The sequence below is a fragment of the Saccharothrix hoggarensis genome (assembly GCF_052936025.1).
This window is the reverse complement of sequence record NZ_CP193624.1, coordinates 3,443,970-3,461,067: the sequence shown is the minus strand read 5'-3', so window position 1 is coordinate 3,461,067 and position 17,098 is coordinate 3,443,970. Positions and strand designations below refer to the sequence as shown.

Annotated in this window: 14 protein-coding genes and 1 pseudogene; 5 read left to right on the top strand and 10 right to left on the bottom strand. The window is 72.7% G+C overall.

Features of this window, described 5'->3' with window-relative positions; translation table 11 throughout:
* Nucleotides 1–92: 92 nt before the first annotated feature.
* Nucleotides 93–1,220, top strand: a complete 1,128-nt coding sequence (locus ACRAKH_RS15935; RefSeq protein WP_380722260.1) for a hypothetical protein — start codon at nucleotides 93–95, stop codon at nucleotides 1,218–1,220.
* 58 nt (nucleotides 1,221–1,278) lie between these two features.
* Here ACRAKH_RS15935 and ACRAKH_RS15930 read toward each other — a convergent pair whose 3' ends face one another.
* Nucleotides 1,279–3,903: a DUF4118 domain-containing protein gene (locus ACRAKH_RS15930; protein WP_380722282.1), complete on the bottom strand. Its 2,625-nt coding sequence runs from the start codon at nucleotides 3,901–3,903 to the stop codon at nucleotides 1,279–1,281.
* A 178-nt stretch (nucleotides 3,904–4,081) separates the two neighbouring features.
* On the opposite strand from ACRAKH_RS15930, the gene ACRAKH_RS15925 reads away from it, so the two are divergent.
* Complete coding sequence (locus ACRAKH_RS15925; RefSeq protein ID WP_380722258.1) at nucleotides 4,082–5,773, top strand: PHP domain-containing protein; 1,692 nt, start codon at nucleotides 4,082–4,084, stop codon at nucleotides 5,771–5,773.
* Nucleotides 5,773–6,336, top strand: a complete 564-nt coding sequence (locus tag ACRAKH_RS15920) for a hypothetical protein (RefSeq protein WP_380722256.1) — start codon at nucleotides 5,773–5,775, stop codon at nucleotides 6,334–6,336. The genes ACRAKH_RS15925 and ACRAKH_RS15920 overlap by 1 nt, the downstream gene beginning before the upstream one ends.
* Nucleotides 6,337–6,413: 77 nt before the next feature.
* Here the strand turns inward: ACRAKH_RS15920 and ACRAKH_RS15915 are convergent, their stop codons facing one another.
* The 3 genes from ACRAKH_RS15915 to ACRAKH_RS15905 form a co-directional block, all read right to left on the bottom strand.
* Nucleotides 6,414–7,013, bottom strand: a complete 600-nt coding sequence (locus tag ACRAKH_RS15915; RefSeq protein WP_380722254.1) for a TetR/AcrR family transcriptional regulator — start codon at nucleotides 7,011–7,013, stop codon at nucleotides 6,414–6,416.
* A 67-nt stretch (nucleotides 7,014–7,080) separates the two neighbouring features.
* Nucleotides 7,081–8,616 (bottom strand): MDR family MFS transporter, encoded by a 1,536-nt coding sequence (locus ACRAKH_RS15910; RefSeq protein ID WP_380722252.1) that lies wholly within the window; start codon nucleotides 8,614–8,616, stop codon nucleotides 7,081–7,083.
* A 106-nt stretch (nucleotides 8,617–8,722) separates the two neighbouring features.
* Nucleotides 8,723–9,349, bottom strand: coding sequence for a TetR/AcrR family transcriptional regulator (locus ACRAKH_RS15905; RefSeq protein WP_380722250.1), 627 nt, complete (start codon nucleotides 9,347–9,349; stop codon nucleotides 8,723–8,725).
* Between the two features lie 384 nt (nucleotides 9,350–9,733).
* Between ACRAKH_RS15905 and ACRAKH_RS15900 the strand changes: the two genes are divergently transcribed.
* Nucleotides 9,734–10,024: an isoamylase early set domain-containing protein gene (locus tag ACRAKH_RS15900; protein WP_380722248.1), complete on the top strand. Its 291-nt coding sequence runs from the start codon at nucleotides 9,734–9,736 to the stop codon at nucleotides 10,022–10,024.
* Nucleotides 10,025–10,047: 23 nt separating this feature from the next.
* On the opposite strand, the gene ACRAKH_RS15895 is transcribed toward ACRAKH_RS15900, so the two are convergent.
* Entirely contained in the window at nucleotides 10,048–10,776 is a 729-nt protein-coding gene (locus ACRAKH_RS15895) for a TetR/AcrR family transcriptional regulator (RefSeq protein ID WP_380722246.1), read from the bottom strand.
* A 222-nt stretch (nucleotides 10,777–10,998) separates the two neighbouring features.
* Between ACRAKH_RS15895 and ACRAKH_RS15890 the strand changes: the two genes are divergently transcribed.
* Nucleotides 10,999–11,559: an RNA polymerase sigma factor gene (locus tag ACRAKH_RS15890; RefSeq protein ID WP_380722244.1), complete on the top strand. Its 561-nt coding sequence runs from the start codon at nucleotides 10,999–11,001 to the stop codon at nucleotides 11,557–11,559.
* 101 nt (nucleotides 11,560–11,660) lie between these two features.
* Here ACRAKH_RS15890 and ACRAKH_RS15885 read toward each other — a convergent pair whose 3' ends face one another.
* The 5 genes and pseudogenes from ACRAKH_RS15885 to ACRAKH_RS15865 form a co-directional block, all read right to left on the bottom strand.
* Nucleotides 11,661–11,834 (bottom strand): hypothetical protein, encoded by a 174-nt coding sequence (locus tag ACRAKH_RS15885; protein WP_380722242.1) that lies wholly within the window; start codon nucleotides 11,832–11,834, stop codon nucleotides 11,661–11,663.
* Between the two features lie 139 nt (nucleotides 11,835–11,973).
* Nucleotides 11,974–13,320, bottom strand: coding sequence for an acetyl-CoA carboxylase biotin carboxylase subunit (gene accC / locus ACRAKH_RS15880; RefSeq protein WP_380722240.1), 1,347 nt, complete (start codon nucleotides 13,318–13,320; stop codon nucleotides 11,974–11,976).
* Nucleotides 13,320–13,823, bottom strand: coding sequence for an acetyl-CoA carboxylase biotin carboxyl carrier protein (locus ACRAKH_RS15875; protein ID WP_380722238.1), 504 nt, complete (start codon nucleotides 13,821–13,823; stop codon nucleotides 13,320–13,322). Before ACRAKH_RS15875 ends, accC begins: the two co-directional genes overlap by 1 nt.
* A gap of 170 nt (nucleotides 13,824–13,993) precedes the next feature.
* Nucleotides 13,994–15,664: pseudogene (locus ACRAKH_RS15870) on the bottom strand (acetyl-CoA carboxylase carboxyltransferase subunit alpha); the annotation flags it as partial.
* A gap of 1 nt (nucleotide 15,665) precedes the next feature.
* Nucleotides 15,666–17,096, bottom strand: a complete 1,431-nt coding sequence (locus ACRAKH_RS15865; RefSeq protein WP_380722236.1) for an MFS transporter — start codon at nucleotides 17,094–17,096, stop codon at nucleotides 15,666–15,668.
* Nucleotides 17,097–17,098 lie beyond the last annotated feature (2 nt).

The following is a 17,098-nucleotide window of genomic DNA, read 5'->3' as shown; positions in this document are numbered from 1 at the left end:
TCCCCCTGATTCCGCTGTCCGGCCGAAGCAGACCCGCCCGCGCGCGACTAACGTCGAAATCGATTCAGCGGACGTCTCGCACTGGAGCGACCATGCCCAAGTTACGCATGACGGCCGGCGTCCTCGCGCTGGCCGTGGCCTTGCCGCTGGTGAGCGCGCCCGGCGCGCGGGCGGCGGCTTTCATCACGGAGCTGCCCGGCCTGCCCGGTCACCCCAGCCACCGCGCGGTGGCGGTCAACGACCTCGGCCACGTCGTGGGCACCGCCTCGGGCAACGGCCCGTCGCGCGCCGTGCGCTGGGCGCCCGGCCTCCCGGCCGAGGACCTGGGCGGCGGCACGCCGAGGAGCCTGAACCAGGCGGGCCGGGTGCTCATCCAGGAGTACCTGGGCGGCAGCGGCACCTACGTCCAGCGCCCCCGGATCTGGGACCAGGGCAAGGTCACCGACCTCACGCCGAGCGGCTCCGGCTACGTCGTGGCGAACGGGATCAACCGCGACGGCGTGGTGCCGATGACGTACTCCACCTCCCCGTCGGGCTACCACCAGGAACGCGCGGCGGTGTGGCGCGACGGCAGGCACACCTCGCTGCCGGTGTCCGGGGCGCACCTGTCGCTGAGCGCGATCAACGACGCGGGCGTCATCGTCGGCTCGAAGGCCCCGATGTTCGGCACGGACGCGCACGCGTTCCGCTGCGCGGGCACGACGTGCTCGCGGCTGGCCGACGCGCCCGGCACCGGCCCGTACTCGGTGACGGCGGTCAACGAGGCCGGCGTGGTCGTCGGCAACCGGCAGGGCCAGGCGCTGATGTGGGCGGACGGCCAGGTGGTGGTGCTCGCGCCGGCCGGCGGGGTGGCGAACAGCCCGCAGGCGCTCAACGAGCGCGGTGACGTGGTGGGCTGGACGACGGACGCCAACGGGGTCCGCCGGGCGACGCTGTGGCCGCTCGGCGGGAAGCCCGTCGACCTGGGCGTGCCGGGGCCGTCCGAGGCGGTCGCGGTGAACGACCGGGGCGACGTGATCGGCTGGACGTCGTCGGCCGGCTCGCCCCGCGCGTTCCTGTGGCGGGCCGGGGTGGTCGAGTACCTGAGCTCGCTGGGCGGCACGCACACCCGTCCCGTGGCGCTGAACGAGCGCGGCACGATCGTCGGCGAGAGCACCACGGCCGACGGCACGGTCAAGGCCGTGAAGTGGACGCTCCTGGGGCCGCATCAGGTGGGCTGAGCGGATGGGCTGAGCGGGTGGGCTGACGGCAGCCGCCACCCCGGAACCGGCGGCCCGGTCACGCGGGCGCCGTCTCGGCGGTCGGCAGGGAGATGACGATCGTCAGCCCGCCGCCGGGGGTGTCCTCCGCCGTGATGGCGCCGCCCATGGCGTCCACGAAACCCTTGGCGACGCTCAGCCCGAGGCCGACGCCGGGGGTGGCGTCACGGTCGCCGAGGCGTTGGAACGGCGCGAACACCGCGTCCGCCGTGTTCTTCGGCAAGCCCTGCCCGTGGTCCACGACGCGCAGTTCCACCCGGTCCCGGTAGGCGCTGGCGCGCACCGCGATCTCGGGTTCGTCCAGCTCGATCCGGCCGTCACCGTCCACGTCGACCAGTCGGCGCGGGGTGAGCCTGCCGTGCCGCAGGGCGTTGTCGACCACGTTCGCGACCACCCGTTCCAGCAGGCCGAGGTCGGCGAGGACGGGCGGGAGGTGCTCGGCGACGTCCACGGACACGGTGTCGCGGTCGTCGATGCCGGCCAGGGCGCGCGCCACCACCTCGTCGTACGTCACCGCGCGCAGTCTCGGCGCGACGGCGCCGGTGGCCAGCCGGGACGAGTCGAGCAGGTTGTCGATCAGCCCGGTCAGCCGGTCCGCCGACACCTCGACGGTCTCCAGCAGCTCCGCGGTGTCCTCTTCGGACAGCGGCAGGTCGGTGTCGCGCAGGCTGCCGATCGCGGCCTTGATGGACGTCAGCGGCGTGCGCAGGTCGTGGCCCACGGCGGACAGCAACGCGGTGCGCAGCTCCGTGGTCTCCGCGCGCCGCTGCGCCTCGGCCGTCTCGGCGGCCATCCGCTGCTGCCGCAACGCCATCAGCGCCTGCCCGGCCGCCGCCTCCAACGCGCGCTGGTCGCCGGCGGGCAGGGTGCGGCCGCGCAACGCCAGGTGCACGTCCGCCGTCACCGGCACGTCCACATCGGCCTCGTCCGGTTCCGCGCACGGCCGCGGGCCCACGCACGCCACCCGCTCCCACTCGCCGTCCCGCCGCTCCAGCAGCGCCACCGACTCCAGGGCGAAGTTCTCGCGCACCTTCTCCAGCAGCCGGACCAGCGGGAACGGGCTGGTCAGCACGGTGCGCGCGTAGGAGGCGAGCAGCGCGGCCTCGGTGCGGGCGCGGGCGCCCTGGGCGGCGAGCCGGGCCGCCCGGTCGACCACGAGCGCGACCAACGCCGCGACCAGCAGCATGGCGGCCAGCGTGATCAGGTTCTCCGGGGTGGCGACGGCGAGGCTGTGGTACGGCGGGGTGAAGAAGAAGTTCAGCAGCCCCGCGCCGACGAACGCCGCGCACAGCGCCGGGCCGGGTCCGCCGACCAGCGCGACCACCACCGTCGCCAGGAAGAACCCCACCAGGTCCGTGGAGAACGTCAACTCGTCCTGCCACGCGACGCCCACGGCGGTGACGACGGCGGGCAGCAGCACGGCCAGCGCCCAGCCGAGCAGCTTGCGGGACCGGGCCGGCGCGGAGCCGCCCCGGCGCCACCGCCGGCCGCGCCGAGCCTCGTCGTGGGTGACCATGTGCACGTCGATCGGCCCGGACGCCTGGATGACCGACGCGCCGATGCCCTCGTCGAACACGCGCGCCAGCCGCGAGCGGCGGGACGTGCCCAGCACGAGCTGGGTGGCGTTGACGCCGCGGGCGAAGTCGAGCAGCGCGGTCGGCACGTCGTCGCCGACGACGGTGTGGAACGTCGCGCCCACGTCCTCGGTCACCCGCCGGAACCCGGCCACGAGCTGCGGCGACGCGCCGACGAGCCCGTCGCCGCGCATGATGTGCACGACCATCAGCTCCGCGCCCGCGCGGGCCGCGATGCGCCGGGCGCGGCGGATCAGCGTCTCGCTCTCCGATCCGCCGCTGATGGCGACGACGACCCGTTCCCTGGTCTCCCACGTGTCGGTGATGCGCTGCTCGGAGCGGTACCGCTGCAGGGCGACGTCGACCTGGTCGGCCACCCACAGGAGGGCCAGTTCGCGCAACGCGGTGAGGTTGCCGAGCCGGAAGTAGTTGCCCAGCGCCGCGTCGATCTTGTGCGCCGCGTAGACGTTGCCGTGCGCGAGGCGGCGGCGCAGCGCCTCGGGCGTGAGGTCGACCAGCTCGACCTGCTCGGCGCGCCGCACCACCGCGTCGGGCACGGTCTCGCGCTGCGCCACGCCGGTGATCCGCTCGACCACGTCGTTGAGGGATTCGAGGTGCTGGACGTTGACGGTGGACAGCACGTCGATGCCCGCGTCGAGCAGTTCCTCGACGTCCTGCCAGCGCTTGGCGTTGCGGGAGCCGGGCGCGTTGGTGTGCGCCAGCTCGTCCACCACGGCGACCTCGGGCGCGCGGGCGAGGAGCGCGTCCAGGTCCACCTCGCCGCCGGGGTGCTGGGGCCGCGGGCGGCGCGGGAGCTGGTCCAGGCCTTCGAGCAGGGCCGCGGTCCGCTCCCGGCCGTGCGTCTCGACCAGGCCCACGACGACGTCGGTGCCGCGTTCCCGGCGTCGGTGCGCCTCGGCGAGCATCGCGTACGTCTTGCCCACACCGGGCGCCGCGCCGAGGTAGATCCTCAGCTCGCCGCGCCTGCGCTTGCCGTCCACGGTCCCAGTGTGCTCGCGCCCGGCTGGGGGCACGGGCGGGGGCGCGGTTGAGGCCCGGTTGAGGTTCATCACCTCGGTGAACGGCGTGGAGGCTCCGGTCACGCCCAGACGGGTGAGGACCGGGAAATCCCGGTCACGCGCCGAAGTGTTCACCGGGAGTTCGGCCCCGCGGACCACCCGGCGCACGGGGCGCAAAACGATACTTCGCACCGGCCGCCGCCGTTCGGGTCAGGATCGGAGTCACCGCATGTCGCACCACCACCACGACCACACCCACGAGCACCACCACGAGGCGGTGGAGGGCAGCTGGCGCGACGGGGAGGACGACCGCCCGCTGTCCGTGGCGCGACGCCGGTTCCTGGCCGGGCTGGGCGCGGCCGGTGTCGCCACGACCCTCGGCGCGGCGCCCGCCCACGCGCACGACGACCGCCCGGCCACCCCGGTGAACCCGTGGCGCGGCCGCGACCGGTGGTACGCGGGCGACCACCACATCCACACCAAGTACTCGTCCGACGGCCAGTACGAGGTGGCGCAGCAGGTCGCGAAGGCGCGGGAGCACGGGCTCGACTGGGTCGTCATCACCGACCACGGCGGCGTGGCGCACGAGAAGTTCTCCGTCGGCCAGGTCGCGCCGGACATCGAGCAGGCCCACCGGGCGCACCGGGACGTGCTGGTGTACCAGGGGTTGGAGTGGAACATCCCGGGCGCCGAGCACGCCACCGTGTTCCTGCCGCCGGGTCGGTCCACTGTGGACACCCTGCGGGCGTTCGAGGCGGCGTACGACGGCGGTGTCCTGTCCACCCCGGTCGCGCAGGGCGGCAAGGGGCTGATCACGCGGTCGACGTCGGCGGACGGCGAGCCGTACGCGTTGGCGGCCCTGCGGTTCCTCGAAGCCCAGGTGCTGTCCGGCCGCACCGAGATCGCGCTCATGTTCGCCAACCACCCCGCGCGGCGCGGCGTGGACAGCCCCCACGAGTTCCGCGGCTGGCGGGACGCGGCGCCCGACGTCGCGGTGGGCATGGAGGGCGCGCCCGGCCACCAGGCGGCGGGCATCCGGACGTCGGACGGCGGTCGCGGCGGCGCGCGCGGCTACTACGACGGCTCGCCCAACCAGGACAGCTTCCCCGGCTTCGCGCCGACCGCGACGGAGAACCCGTACCGCACCTACGGCGGGTTCGACTGGATGACCGCCAAGGTCGGCGGTCTGTGGGACTCGCTGCTCGCCGAGGGCCGGCCCTGGTGGGTCACCGCGACGTCCGACGCGCACCAGGTGCACCAGGACACGCACAAGCAGGGCACCGGCGACCACAACGCCACCGGCAGCCGCGGCGCGCCCGTCGACACCGGCACGCCGCAGGTGTACGGCGACTACTGGCCCGGCTTCTACAGCTCCACGCTGGTCGGCGCGGACTCCAAGTCCTACGTGGACGTCATGCGGGGCATGCAGGGCGGCAAGGTCGTCGCGGTGCACGGCCGGATCGTCGACGGGCTGAACCTGCGGGTGCGGTCGCTCGGCGAGGGCGACGAGCGCGGCGTCACCATCGGCGGCCGCACGTTCGTCCGGCGTGGTCACGACGTCGAGGTGGTGATCGAGGTCGACCTGGCGCGCGGCCCGAACTTCGCCGGTGTCGTGCCGCGACTGGCCAAGGTGGACCTGATCGCCGGCCCCGTCACCGGTCCGGCGGCCGACCGCGACGCGTTCACCGCGCCCGCGACGAAGGTGGTGCAGTCGTTCGAGGTGGCCCGCGGCGCCCGCGGCACGGTGAGGTTCACGCACACGTTCCGCCGCGTCGAGGGCGCGTTCTACCTGCGGTTGCGCGGGTCGGACGGCAACCGGCTGACGTCGGACGGCAACCCGGTGATGGACGTGATCGGCGACGCCGACCCGTGGTCGGACCTGTGGTTCTACGCGAACCCGGTGTTCGTGGACGTCATCTGATGGTGTGGCTCGGCGCCGTGCCCGCCCTGCCCGGCGAGCACGGCGCGGCGCACGTGGACGCCGTGCTGCTGGCGGCGCTCGACGGCGACGGAGTGGTGGCGGACTTCGTGTGCACGCACGTCGACCGGGTGGGCCCGGTGTCCGTCACCACGCTGTCCGCGCACGTGCCGGGTGACGTGGACGTGGCCCGTCTGTCGGGCGCACTGGACGGTCCGGTGGTCGTGCTCGGCGACTCCCCCGACTCCCCCGACTCCCCCGACTCGGCCGCCGCACGGGCGGCGCGCGCGGCCCGTGACCGCGCCGACGGGCGTTGCGTGCGGTTCCCCGGCCAGGCCGCGCTCACCGGCACCCACCCCGTCGCGCACGTCGTGGCGGAGTCGGCGATCGACCGGGTCGTGGGGATCGGTGTGCCGGTGTCGCCGGCCGACCCGGTGGAGACGCTCGGGTTCCTGCGCCCGGTGTGCCGTGACGGCGAGCTGGTGCTGTACGTGGAGCCCGCCGTGGGCGGCGTGCTGCGGCCGGCCGAGGCGGAGAGCCCGCACGAGTGCTGCGGGGGCCATTGACCGGCTCGCGCGCGCCGTTGGCCGAGGTGGTGGTGGAGGCGTGGTGATCGCGGGTCGGCGGCCGGCCCGGCCGGGGGTCAGCGGGCGGCCGGTTCGACCGCGGCGAACCCGGCGCCGAGGCGGTCGATCATGACGCCGATGAGGTCGGACAGCTCGGGCCGGTCGGGGGTGTCGAGCCACCAGCCGACGACCACCCGCAGGGTGGCCATGACCGTGGCGGCGAACATCACCGGGTAGAGGTCGGCGGCGGGGTCGACGCCCACCCGTGCGGCCACTGCGGCGGCCAGCTCCCGTTCCTGCGCGGCGAACGCGGCCACCTGGTGCGGCAGGAGTGACGGGTTGCCGCGCAACGCCCGCAGCTGCGCCACCCGTTCCGGGTCGATCCGCTCGGGGACGACCTCGACCAGCGCGTGGTGCAGGGCTGACAGCACCGGCTCGGACCCCGGCCGTTCGGCGAAGGCGCGGACGAACGCGGCGGCGGTGGCGACGTCGCCCGCCACCACGGCTTCCTCTTTGGACGAGAAGTAGTTGAAGAACGTGCGCAGCGACACGCCCGCCTCGTGCGCGACCTGCTCGACGGTCACCCCGTCGAGGCCGTGCGCCACGCACAGCCTCAGGGCGGCATCGGCCAGCGCCGTCCGAGTGGCCAGCTTCTTGCGTTCACGCAGTCCCGACACGCGCGAAAGTGTCGCACCCGCCCGCGGTCGTCCGGGGCAGGCGCGACACGTGTCCCGCCGTGATCGCCTAGTGGGCGTCGGCCAGCTCGGCGGCCAGGCGCTCGTCACCGCTGAGCGTCTTGAGCGGCTTCTCCTTGATGAACAGCACCGCCAGCAGCGCCAGCACCGCGATCGGCGCTCCGATCAGGAACAGCTCGGCGGTCGCCGTGGCGTAGATGTCGCGCACGATCACGCGCATCGGCTCGGGCAGCAGCGCCAGGTCCGGCACCGTGCCCGCGGCGCCGCCCAGGGCCGGGCCGAACTTCTCCTCGCTCAGGGCCGTGACCCGGTTGGCGAGCACCGCGCCCAACGCGCTCACGCCGATCGCACCGCCGAGGCTGCGGAAGAACGTGAGCGTGGACGTGGTGGCGCCGAGGTCGCGGGCCGGCACGTCGTTCTGCGCGGCCAGGACGAGGTTCTGCATCATCATGCCGACGCCGATGCCGAGCACCGCCATGTGCACGCTCACCGTGAACACGCTCGTGTTAGCGTCGATCGTGGCGAGCAGCAGCATCCCGCCGACCATGATCGCGGCGCCGGCGACCAGGAACGCCTTCCACCTGCCCCACTTGGTGATCAGCTGACCGGCCACCGTGGACGACACCAGCAGGCCGAAGATCAGCGGCAGGCTCATCAGGCCCGCCTGCGTCGGCGTCTTGCCCAGTCCGATCTGGAAGTACTGGGACAGGAAGACCGTGCCGCCGAACATCGCCACGCCCACCAGGGCGCTGGCCAGCGTCGTCCACGCGACCGTGCGGTTGGCGAAGATCGTCAGCGGCACGATCGGGTCGGCCGCCCGCGACTCCACCCAGACGGCCAGGCCCAGCAGCACCACGCCGACCGTGACGAGCAGCGCCGTCCAGCCGGACGCCCACGCGAACTGGTTTCCGGCCAGCGTCGACCAGACCAGCAGCGTCGACACGCCGCCCACGATCAGCGCCGCGCCCAGGTAGTCGATCTTGACCTCCTTGCGCACCACCGGCAGGTTCAGCGTGCGCTGGAGCAGGAGGATCGCGGCGAGCGTGAACGGCACGCCGATGAAGAAGCACCACCGCCAGCCGAGCCACGACGTGTCCACCATGAGACCGCCGATCAGCGGGCCGGCGACCGTGCCGACGCCGAAGACGGCGCCGAAGATGCCGGCGTACCGGCCCATCTCGCGCGGCGGGATCATCGCTGCCATCACGATCGTGGCGAGCGCCGTCATGCCGCCCGCGCCGAGGCCCTGGACGACGCGGCTGGCGATGAGCACCTCGACGTTCGGCGAGAAGCCGGCGATGAGGGAGCCGACGACGAAGAGGCCGAGGGACAGCTGGATGAGGAGCTTGCGGCTGTAGAGGTCGGCGAGCTTGCCCCACAGCGGCACCGTCGCCGTCATGGCGAGGAGTTCCGTGGTGACGACCCACGTGTAGACGGACTGCGAGCCGTGCAGGTCGGCGATGATGCGCGGCAGGGCGTTCGACACGATGGTCGAGGCCAGGATGGACATGAACATGCCCAGCATCAGGCCGGACATCGCCTGGATCACGTCCCGGCGCGAGGTCGTGCCGGTTTCGGTGGACATCTCTCCCCCAGTGGTGTCGTTCTGCGTCAAGACTTTCGTGGACGTCGCAGGCGAGCGCCTTCGCCGTCGCCTTCGGGACGGCCTGGGTCAGCGGCCACTCCCCCGCCTAGCCCCGCCGTACCCCTACCTCTGGCTGGGGCTGTGCCAGCCCTTGCGCGATCAGGTCGAGGGCTTCGATCAGCAACTCGGGCAGCGGGGCCTCCGTGCCGGCCCACCGGACGACCGCGACCCGGAACGCCGCCCCGGCCGCGGCGCCGAGCAGCAGCGGGTAGAGGTGGTCGGCGGGCAGCCCGACCCGTTCGGCGATCCCGGCCACCAGGTCCCGTTCCACGGCCTCACCGCCGGAGAACACCTTGGCCAGCAGCACCGGGTGCTGCTGCACCACCCGCATCCGCTGGACCCACAACTCGCGGTCGTCGGCCAGTTCGGCGGCGACCTCCGCCACCAACGCCTCCCGCACGGCCGCCGCGGCCAGCAGATCGGCCGGTTGGGCGAGGACGCGGGCGCGGATGCGCGGGCCGGCGTCGGGATCGGGGCAGAGGACGGAGTCCTCCTTGCCGGCGAAGTAGTTGAAGAACGTTCGAGGCGAGACGTCGGCGGCGGCACTGATGTCCTCGACCGTCACCTGGTCGAGCCCGCGCTCCGCGACCAGGCGCACGGCGGCACGGCTCAACGCCGCCCGAGTCCGCCGCTTCTTGCGGTCACGCAGCCCTTCAGCCGCCTGCACGGTCACTCGATCAGGGTAGGGAAAAACGTGCACCTTCTGCAACTTTGCAGGTCGTGCACCTTTGTGATCCCGGCCATCCCCCCACCGCGCTCAGCCGCCGGTCGGCGTTGCCGCCAGACGGAACGGCGACCGTCCCTGAGTGGTACCCATCGGACACACGGGGGTTCCGCACCCACACGTTGACCGCCTGTTCGAACGCCGGCCGGCGCCGGGTGTCCGATCAGGTGGTGTCCGACGGCTCTCACGCCTGGCACGAGGGATTTTCGGCCGACGTCGCGGGAACGTCGCCGTGCCTGTGTCACCGAGACGCGTGACCGTCCACTTGGAACCTCCTCGCGAGTGCGGGCGCTAGGGTGCCGGAAGGCCCGATCGACTCGCGTAGGGAGAACGATGCTCCGCAGCACTCGCCTCTTCGGCCCGAAGCGCCGGGTGACCTTCTCACTGCCGCTCGACCAGCCGCGCGGACCGGTGAGCGTCGTCGGCACGTTCAACGACTGGACGCCCGGCGTCCACGAACTGGTCCCGCGCCGGGACGGCACCCGCACGGTGACCGTGATCCTCCCGCCCGGCACGCACCGGTTCCGCTACCTCGGCGACGGCGGCCACTGGTTCGACGACTCCGACGTCCCCCACGTCGACCACCACGGTTGCGTGATCACCATCGACACGACCGACGGCTGACGGCTGACGGCCCCGCGGGCCCGTCAGCGCGGGGCCAGGACGTGCTCGGGCATGCCGAGCATGTCGGCCAGGGAACGGAGTTCCGCCTCGAACAGCTCGCCCGCGTGGTCGCCCAGGAACCTGAGCTGGCCCATGACCTCCATGCAGATGACGCCGTAGAGGCGCACCCAGCAGCGGAGGAAGAGGGCGATGGTCGAGTCCGGCACGGGGAGTTCGATGCGGCGGCGGAACTCGGCGACCGTCTCCGGCAGCAGGGCCGCGGAGTCCTCGGGCAGCGGTTCGCCGCGGGAGGCGAGGAAGGCCGCGAAGAGTCCGGCGAAGACCTTGCCGAACCGGTAGCGGGCGTCGCTGAGACGGGGTTTGCCCGCTTCGGCGGTGGGCGGGGTGACCATGGTGAGCTGGAACTCGAACGCGTGGTCCAGCGCCCAGCGGCGGAGCGCACGGCTGGCGAGCACGATCTGACGCGCCGGGTCCTCGTGGGCGGTGGCCGCGACGACTCCGTTGAGGAGGGCGGTCATCTCGTCCAGGACGTCGAGGACGATGGCGTCGGTGAGGTCGTCGACGCTGCGGAAGTAGCGGTACAGGGCCGGGGAGCTCATGCCGAGATCCCGCGAGACGGCGCGGATCGTGAGGCCCTCGACGCCGTCGACCGCCACGCGCCGACGTGCCGCGAGCACGATGTCCTTCGTCGCCGTCAGCCGCACGCGCTCCCGCCACGGCACCCGACCGGTCGCCGCATCGCCACCGACCACCGTTCCACCCTTCCCGGCCCGACTCCGACCGCTCGAATGTGAATGAGTATCGCATCCACGGTTCGGAGGACCGAACTGCGACACACTGTAACAAGACGGACTGTATGTAGCTTCTGCAATAGGGGGCTGCTAGGGTTTCGGCCAAATTCAGAGGTAGCGGAGGTGGTCTTGTCCAGTTCTGCGAGCCCCTACGAGTTAGGGCCCGATCTGGGCTCCTGTGCCGTGCTGTTGCACCCGACGGCCAAAACCGACGCCGCCTCACTCGTGGCGTGCTGCCGCACCGGTGACCCCCAAGCGTGGCAGGAGCTCATCCGTCTGTTCAACCCGCTGGTGTGGACGGTCGCCCGGTCGTTCGGGCTGTCCACGGCGGACTGCGAGGACGTCTCCCAGCTGACGTGGCTGCGGGTGGTGGAGCACATCGGTTCCCTCCGGGAGCCGGATCGAGTGAGCGCGTGGATCGTGACGGCGGCGCGACGGGAGGCGTTGCGACACCTGATGAAGTCGGCGAAGCACGTGCCGGTGGGTGATCCGATCACCCCGGACGTGGCGGACGGCGCGAAACCCGAGGACGGGTTGCTGGCCGCGGCGGAGCGCACGCGGGTGTTCACCGCGATCCGCCAACTGCCACCCGAGCACCAAGCCCTGCTCGGCCTGCTGATCCAGGACCCACCGCCGAGCTACGACGAGATCAGCAGCGCGCTGGGTGTGCCGCGCGGTTCGATCGGACCCACCCGGCGACGCATACTGAACCGCCTGCGGGAACTGCTGGACGAGGATTCCTGACAACCGGGGCAATTCCCCACCGTTGTGGATTGCCCACCGTGGCGGACTTTCCCCGCTGCGGTTTTTTCTTGCCCTCGATTGCGCCGCTCATTGTTGCCGATTCAACGTGATGAGTCGCCACTGCCGCGCTCGTCCGCCACGGGTTCCGGAGAGTTGGCCAGGCGATCCCGGACGACCTTGACGGCCACGTCGTCGAAGGTGTCCGGGGCCTGGCCCAGGAAGTCGCGCAATCGCGCCACTAATTCGTCGTCCGCCGGGACCTGAGTGTCGTCCATCTCAGCCAGGCCGCCCTCCCCAGTCAGGCCGGGAGAGTGGAGTCCCCGTCCTCCCCGCATTCCCAACCGTCGGCAATGCCGTCGTACCTTACACGATACTGGGGCTTACTCCCTGGTAGTGGAAGTATCGACCGGCACGTCATCCCGACATCCGAGCGAGGAAGTCGGTGGTGACCCCGCCGAGTCGGAATTCCGGGTGGTCGAGCACCCCGCGGTGGAAGTCGACGGTGGTGCTGAGACCGGGTCCGGAGATGCGGTACTCGGCGAGCGCGCGGCGCATCCGGGCCAACGCCGCGTCGCGGTCCTCGCCCCACACCACGAGCTTCGCGATGAGCGAGTCGTAGTAGGGCGGGATGGAGCCGCCGGGCACGACGTGCGAGTCGACCCGCACGCCGGGGCCGCCGGGTGGCAGCAGGTGCTCCACCCTGCCGGGTGTCGGCGCGAACGCCCGGTCGGGGTCCTCGGCGTTGATGCGGCACTCCACGGCGTGCCCGCGCAGCCGCACGGACGCCTGGTCGAACGACAGGGGCTCGCCGGCGGCGACCCGCAGCTGTTCGGCGACGAGGTCGACCGACGTCACCATCTCGGTCACGGGGTGCTCGACCTGGATGCGGGCGTTGCACTCCATGAACCAGAAGTTCCGGTCCTCGTCGAGGAGGAACTCCATGGTGCCCGCGCCGCGGTAGCCGACGGCCTTGGCGCCCTCCACGGCCGCCGCGCCGATCCGCTCGCGGAGGTCGTCGTCCACGGCGGTGGACGGCGACTCCTCGATGAGCTTCTGGTTGCGGCGCTGCACGGAGCAGTCGCGTTCGCCGAGGTGGACGGCGTTGCCGTGGGAGTCGCACAGGATCTGCACCTCGATGTGCCGGGCGGGCTGGAGGTAGCGCTCCAGGTAGACCGACGGGTCGGAGAACAGGGCCTGCGCGTCGGCGCGGGTGGTGCGGTAGGCGTGCGGCATGTCCTCGCGCCGCCGCACGACGGTGATGCCGCGCCCGCCGCCGCCCGCGGAGGCCTTGAGGACGACCGGGTAGCCGATGTCGTCGGCCACGGCCAGCGCCTCGTCCGCGGACGTCAGGGGCGTGATGGTGCCGGGCAGGAGCGGCAGCCCGGCCTTCTGCATCAGCTGACGGGCGGTGGACTTGTCGCCCAGCGCTTCCATGACGTCGGGCGGCGGCCCGACGAACGTGATGCCGTGCGCCGCGCAGATCTCGGCGAAGTACGGGTCCTCGGACAGGAACCCGTAGCCGGGGTGGACGGCGTCCGCACCGGTCTTGACCGCCGCGCCGACGATGTTGGGTATGTGCAGGTAGCTCTGCTTGGCGGGGGCGGGCCCGATGTGCACCGCCTCGTCGGCGAGCGCCACGTGGAGGGCGTCGGCGTCGGCCGTGGAGTGCACCGCGACGGTGGCGATGCCCAGTTCCCGGCAGGTCCGGATGATGCGGACCGCGATCTCGCCCCGGTTGGCGACGAGGACCTTGCGGAACATCAGTCCACCGGCTCGAACTCGAAGAGCGGCTGGTCGAACTCGACCATGTCGCCGTCGCCGGCGAGCACGGCGGTGATGCGGCCGGCCCGGTCGGCGGTGATGGGGTTGAGGAGCTTCATCGCCTCGACGATGGCGAGCTGGTCGCCGGCCGCGACGACGTCGCCGACGGCCACGAACGGGGCCGCGCCGGGGTTGGGTGCGGCGTAGAACGTGCCGACGAGCGGCGACCTCACGGTCAGCCCGGACGGGGGTGTCGGGGCCGGTGGGGCCGGCGTGGGGGCGATCGCGGTGGCCGTCCCGGCGGCGGGGGCGGCGGGGACGGCGGCGGCCTCCCAGTCGACCTCGACCTCGTTGCGCCCGGCGCGCAGGTGGACCCGGCGCACCGGGCGACCCATGGTGAGGATGAGGTGTTCGGCCTCGGCACGCAGCTCGGCCAGCGACATCGGCGGGTCGAACGGGTCCTGTGGCGAGGTGCCGTAGGTGATGACGGCGTCGGTGCTCACGGCGGTGGCCCTCTCGGTCAGGGACGGTCGGTCGGGGTGCGGGGGTCGGGGTCGCCGAACCCGCGGTGGTCGGGGTGGCCGGACCCGGTGTCCGGGTCGTCGGAGGCCGCAGGGTGGCCGGACCCGGCGGGGTGGCCAGATCCGGCGGGGTGGCCGGACCCGGCGGGGTCGTCCGCCCCGGCGGCGTCGGGGTGGCCGAACCGGCTGAACCGGTCGTACCGCTGCTCCCGCAGCCGCTCCCCGTCCAGGTCGGACAGCTCGGTCAGGCAGCGCAGCAACGCGGACCGCAGCGCTCCGGACGCGGCGTCGTGGTCGGTGTGCGCGCCGCCGGGCGGTTCGGGCACCACTCCGTCCACCACGCCGAGGCGCAGCAGCTCGGGCGCGGTGACGCGCAGCGCTTCGGCGGCGCGGTCGGCCGAGGCGGCGTCGCCGAACAGGATGGTCGACGCGCCTTCCGGGCTGATCACGGAGTAGTAGGCGTGTTCGAGCATCAGGACCCGGTTGCCGACGGCGAACGCGAGCGCGCCGCCGCTGCCGCCCTCGCCGGTGACGACGGCGATGGTCGGCACGGTCATCCGGGACATGCGCAGGATGCACTCGGCGATGGCGTTGCCCTGGCCGCGCTGCTCGGCCTCGACGCCGGGGAACGCTCCGGGCGTGTCGACCAGGGCGATCAGCGGGAGCCTCAGCCGGTCGGCGAGGTCCATGAGGCGGCGGGCCTTGTGGTAGCCGGAGGGTTGCGGCATGCCGAAGTTGCGGCGCACGAGTTCGTCGGTGCGGTGGCCCTTCTGGTGGCCGACGAACACGACGGGCCGGCCGCCGAGCCGGGCGAGCCCGCCGACGACGGCGGGGTCGTCGGCGGAGAGCCGGTCGCCGTGCAGCTCGACGAAGTCGTCGAACACGCGGGCGGCGTGGTCGAGGGTGGTGGGCCGGCCGACGTCGCGCGCGGCGCGCACCACCTCGGCGGCGGGCCGCGGCGTGAGCGCGGACGGGTCGGTGACGTAGTCGCCGCCGGTCTCGGGGTCGCCGGGCGCGTGCAGGGCGAGCAGCCGGGCCAGCGTCGGCCGGGTCGACTCGCGGGGCACGACCAGGTCGAGCATCCCGTTGTCGCGCAGGAACTCGGCGGTCTGGAACGACGGCGGCAGGTCCTGCCGGATGGTCTGCTTGATCACCTGGGGTCCGGCGAACCCGATGCGCGCGCCCGGTTCGGCGAGGATGACGTCGCCGAGCACGGAGAACGACGCGGTCGCGCCGCCGTAGGTGGGGTCGGTGTTGAGGTTGACGACGAGGACACCCGCCTCGCGCAGCCGGCCGATCTCCTGGCTGGTCTTCGCGAGCTGCATCAACGAGATCGTGCCCTCCTGCATGCGGGCGCCGCCGGAGGCGGAGATCAGCAGCAGCGGGGTGCGGGTGTCCAGCGCGAGGCGGGCGGCGCGGGCGACGAGTTCGCCGGTGAGGCCGCCGACGCTGCCGCCCATGAAGGCGAAGTCCAGCGCCGCGACCACGACCGGGTGACCGTCGATGGTGGCCCGCCCGCACACCGCGGCCTCGTTGCGGCCGGTCTTGCGCTGCGCGCCGGCGAGCCGTTCGGGGTAGGGCACCTTGTCGCGGAACGACAGCACGTCGACCGGCCGCAGGTCCGCGTCGACCCGGTCCAGCGATCCCGGGTCCAGCAGCAGGTCCAACCGTCGGGCGAGGTCGAGCCGCAGGTGGTGGGAGCAGTCCGGGCACACCTCGTGGTGGCGGTGCAGCCGGCGCAGGTACACGAACGCGCCGCACGACGGGCAGCGCGTCCACTGGACGTCGTCGGTGGTGGCCGGGCCGGTCGACATGGTCGTCATGTCACACCTCGACCAGCTTCGGCTCTTGCGTGACGGCGGCGCGCTTGCGGATGAACAGGCCGGCGAGCGCGCCCGCGGCCACGAACACGACGCCGACCCAGATGGCGGGGATCATGCCGTGGACGAACGCCTCGGCGGCGTCGGCGGGCTGCCGGATCTCGACGTCGGCGAAGTACTCGGTGAACACCGTGGTGAGGACGGCGATGCCGAGGGCGCCGCCGATCTCGCGGACGGTGTTGTTCGCGCCGGACGCCTTGCCGTGCTCGCTGGGCCGCACGGAGCCGAGGACGACGGCGGTGGTCGGCGCGAACACGAGGCCCATGCCGATGCCGGCGATCACCATCGGCGGCACGAGGTCGCCGTACGGGGTCGTGGTGGTGGCGAGGGTGGCGATCCAGCCGAGGCCGACGCCCTGGAGGGCGAGGCCGAGGGCCATGAGCTTCCCGCCGCCGACCTTGTCGGTGATCAGCCCGGCGAGCGGGGCGACGATCATCGGCATGGCGGTCCACGGCAGGGTGCGCACGCCGGCTTCGAGCGGCGAGAACCCGAGCGGTCCCTGGAGGTACTGGGCGAGGAAGAAGATGGAGCCGAACACGCCGAAGTACATGGACAGCGAGACGACGTTGCTGAGCACGAAGTTGGGGATGCGGTAGAACCGCAGCGGCAGCAACGGGTTGGGCGCCTTGCGCTCCCACAGCACGAACGCGACCAGCAGCACCAGGGCGACGCCGAACGCGCCGAGGATCTGCGGTGACGTCCAGCCTTCGTCGCCGGCGCGCACGATGCCCCACACCAGCGACGTGATCAGGCCGGTCACCAGGACCACACCGGGGATGTCGAGGCCTCGGTCCGCGCCGCGGCTCTCGCTGATCGCCCACAGCACGAGCGGTGCGGCGATCGCGCCGACGGGCAGGTTGACCCAGAAGATCCACGTCCAGTCGAGGCCCTCGGTGACGGCGCCGCCGACCAGCGGGCCGAGGGCGACGCCGAGGCCGTTGATGCCGCTCCAGATGCCGATGGCGGCGCTGCGCATCTTCTCCGGCACGGCCGCCGCGAGGATCGTCAGCGACAGCGGCAGGATGGCCGCCGCGCCCACGCCCTGCACGACGCGCGCCGCGATGAGGGAGCCGCTGGAGTCGGCCAGGGCGCACGCCACCGAGCCGAGGCTGAACACCGCGATGCCGATGAGGAACACCAGCCTGCGCCCGTACCGGTCGCCGAGGGCGGCGGCGGTGAGGAGCATGCCCGCGAACGCCAGCACGTAGGCGTTGACGACCCACTGGAGGGTCGTCTGGTCCGCCGAGAAGTCCTCGGCGATCTGCGGCAGCGCGTTGGTCACCACCAAGTTGTTCAACGCCACCACGAACATCGGGACGGAGCTGGCGAGGATCGCCCACCCCAGCCCGACCCGCCGCGTCGGTGCGGTTGTCATCT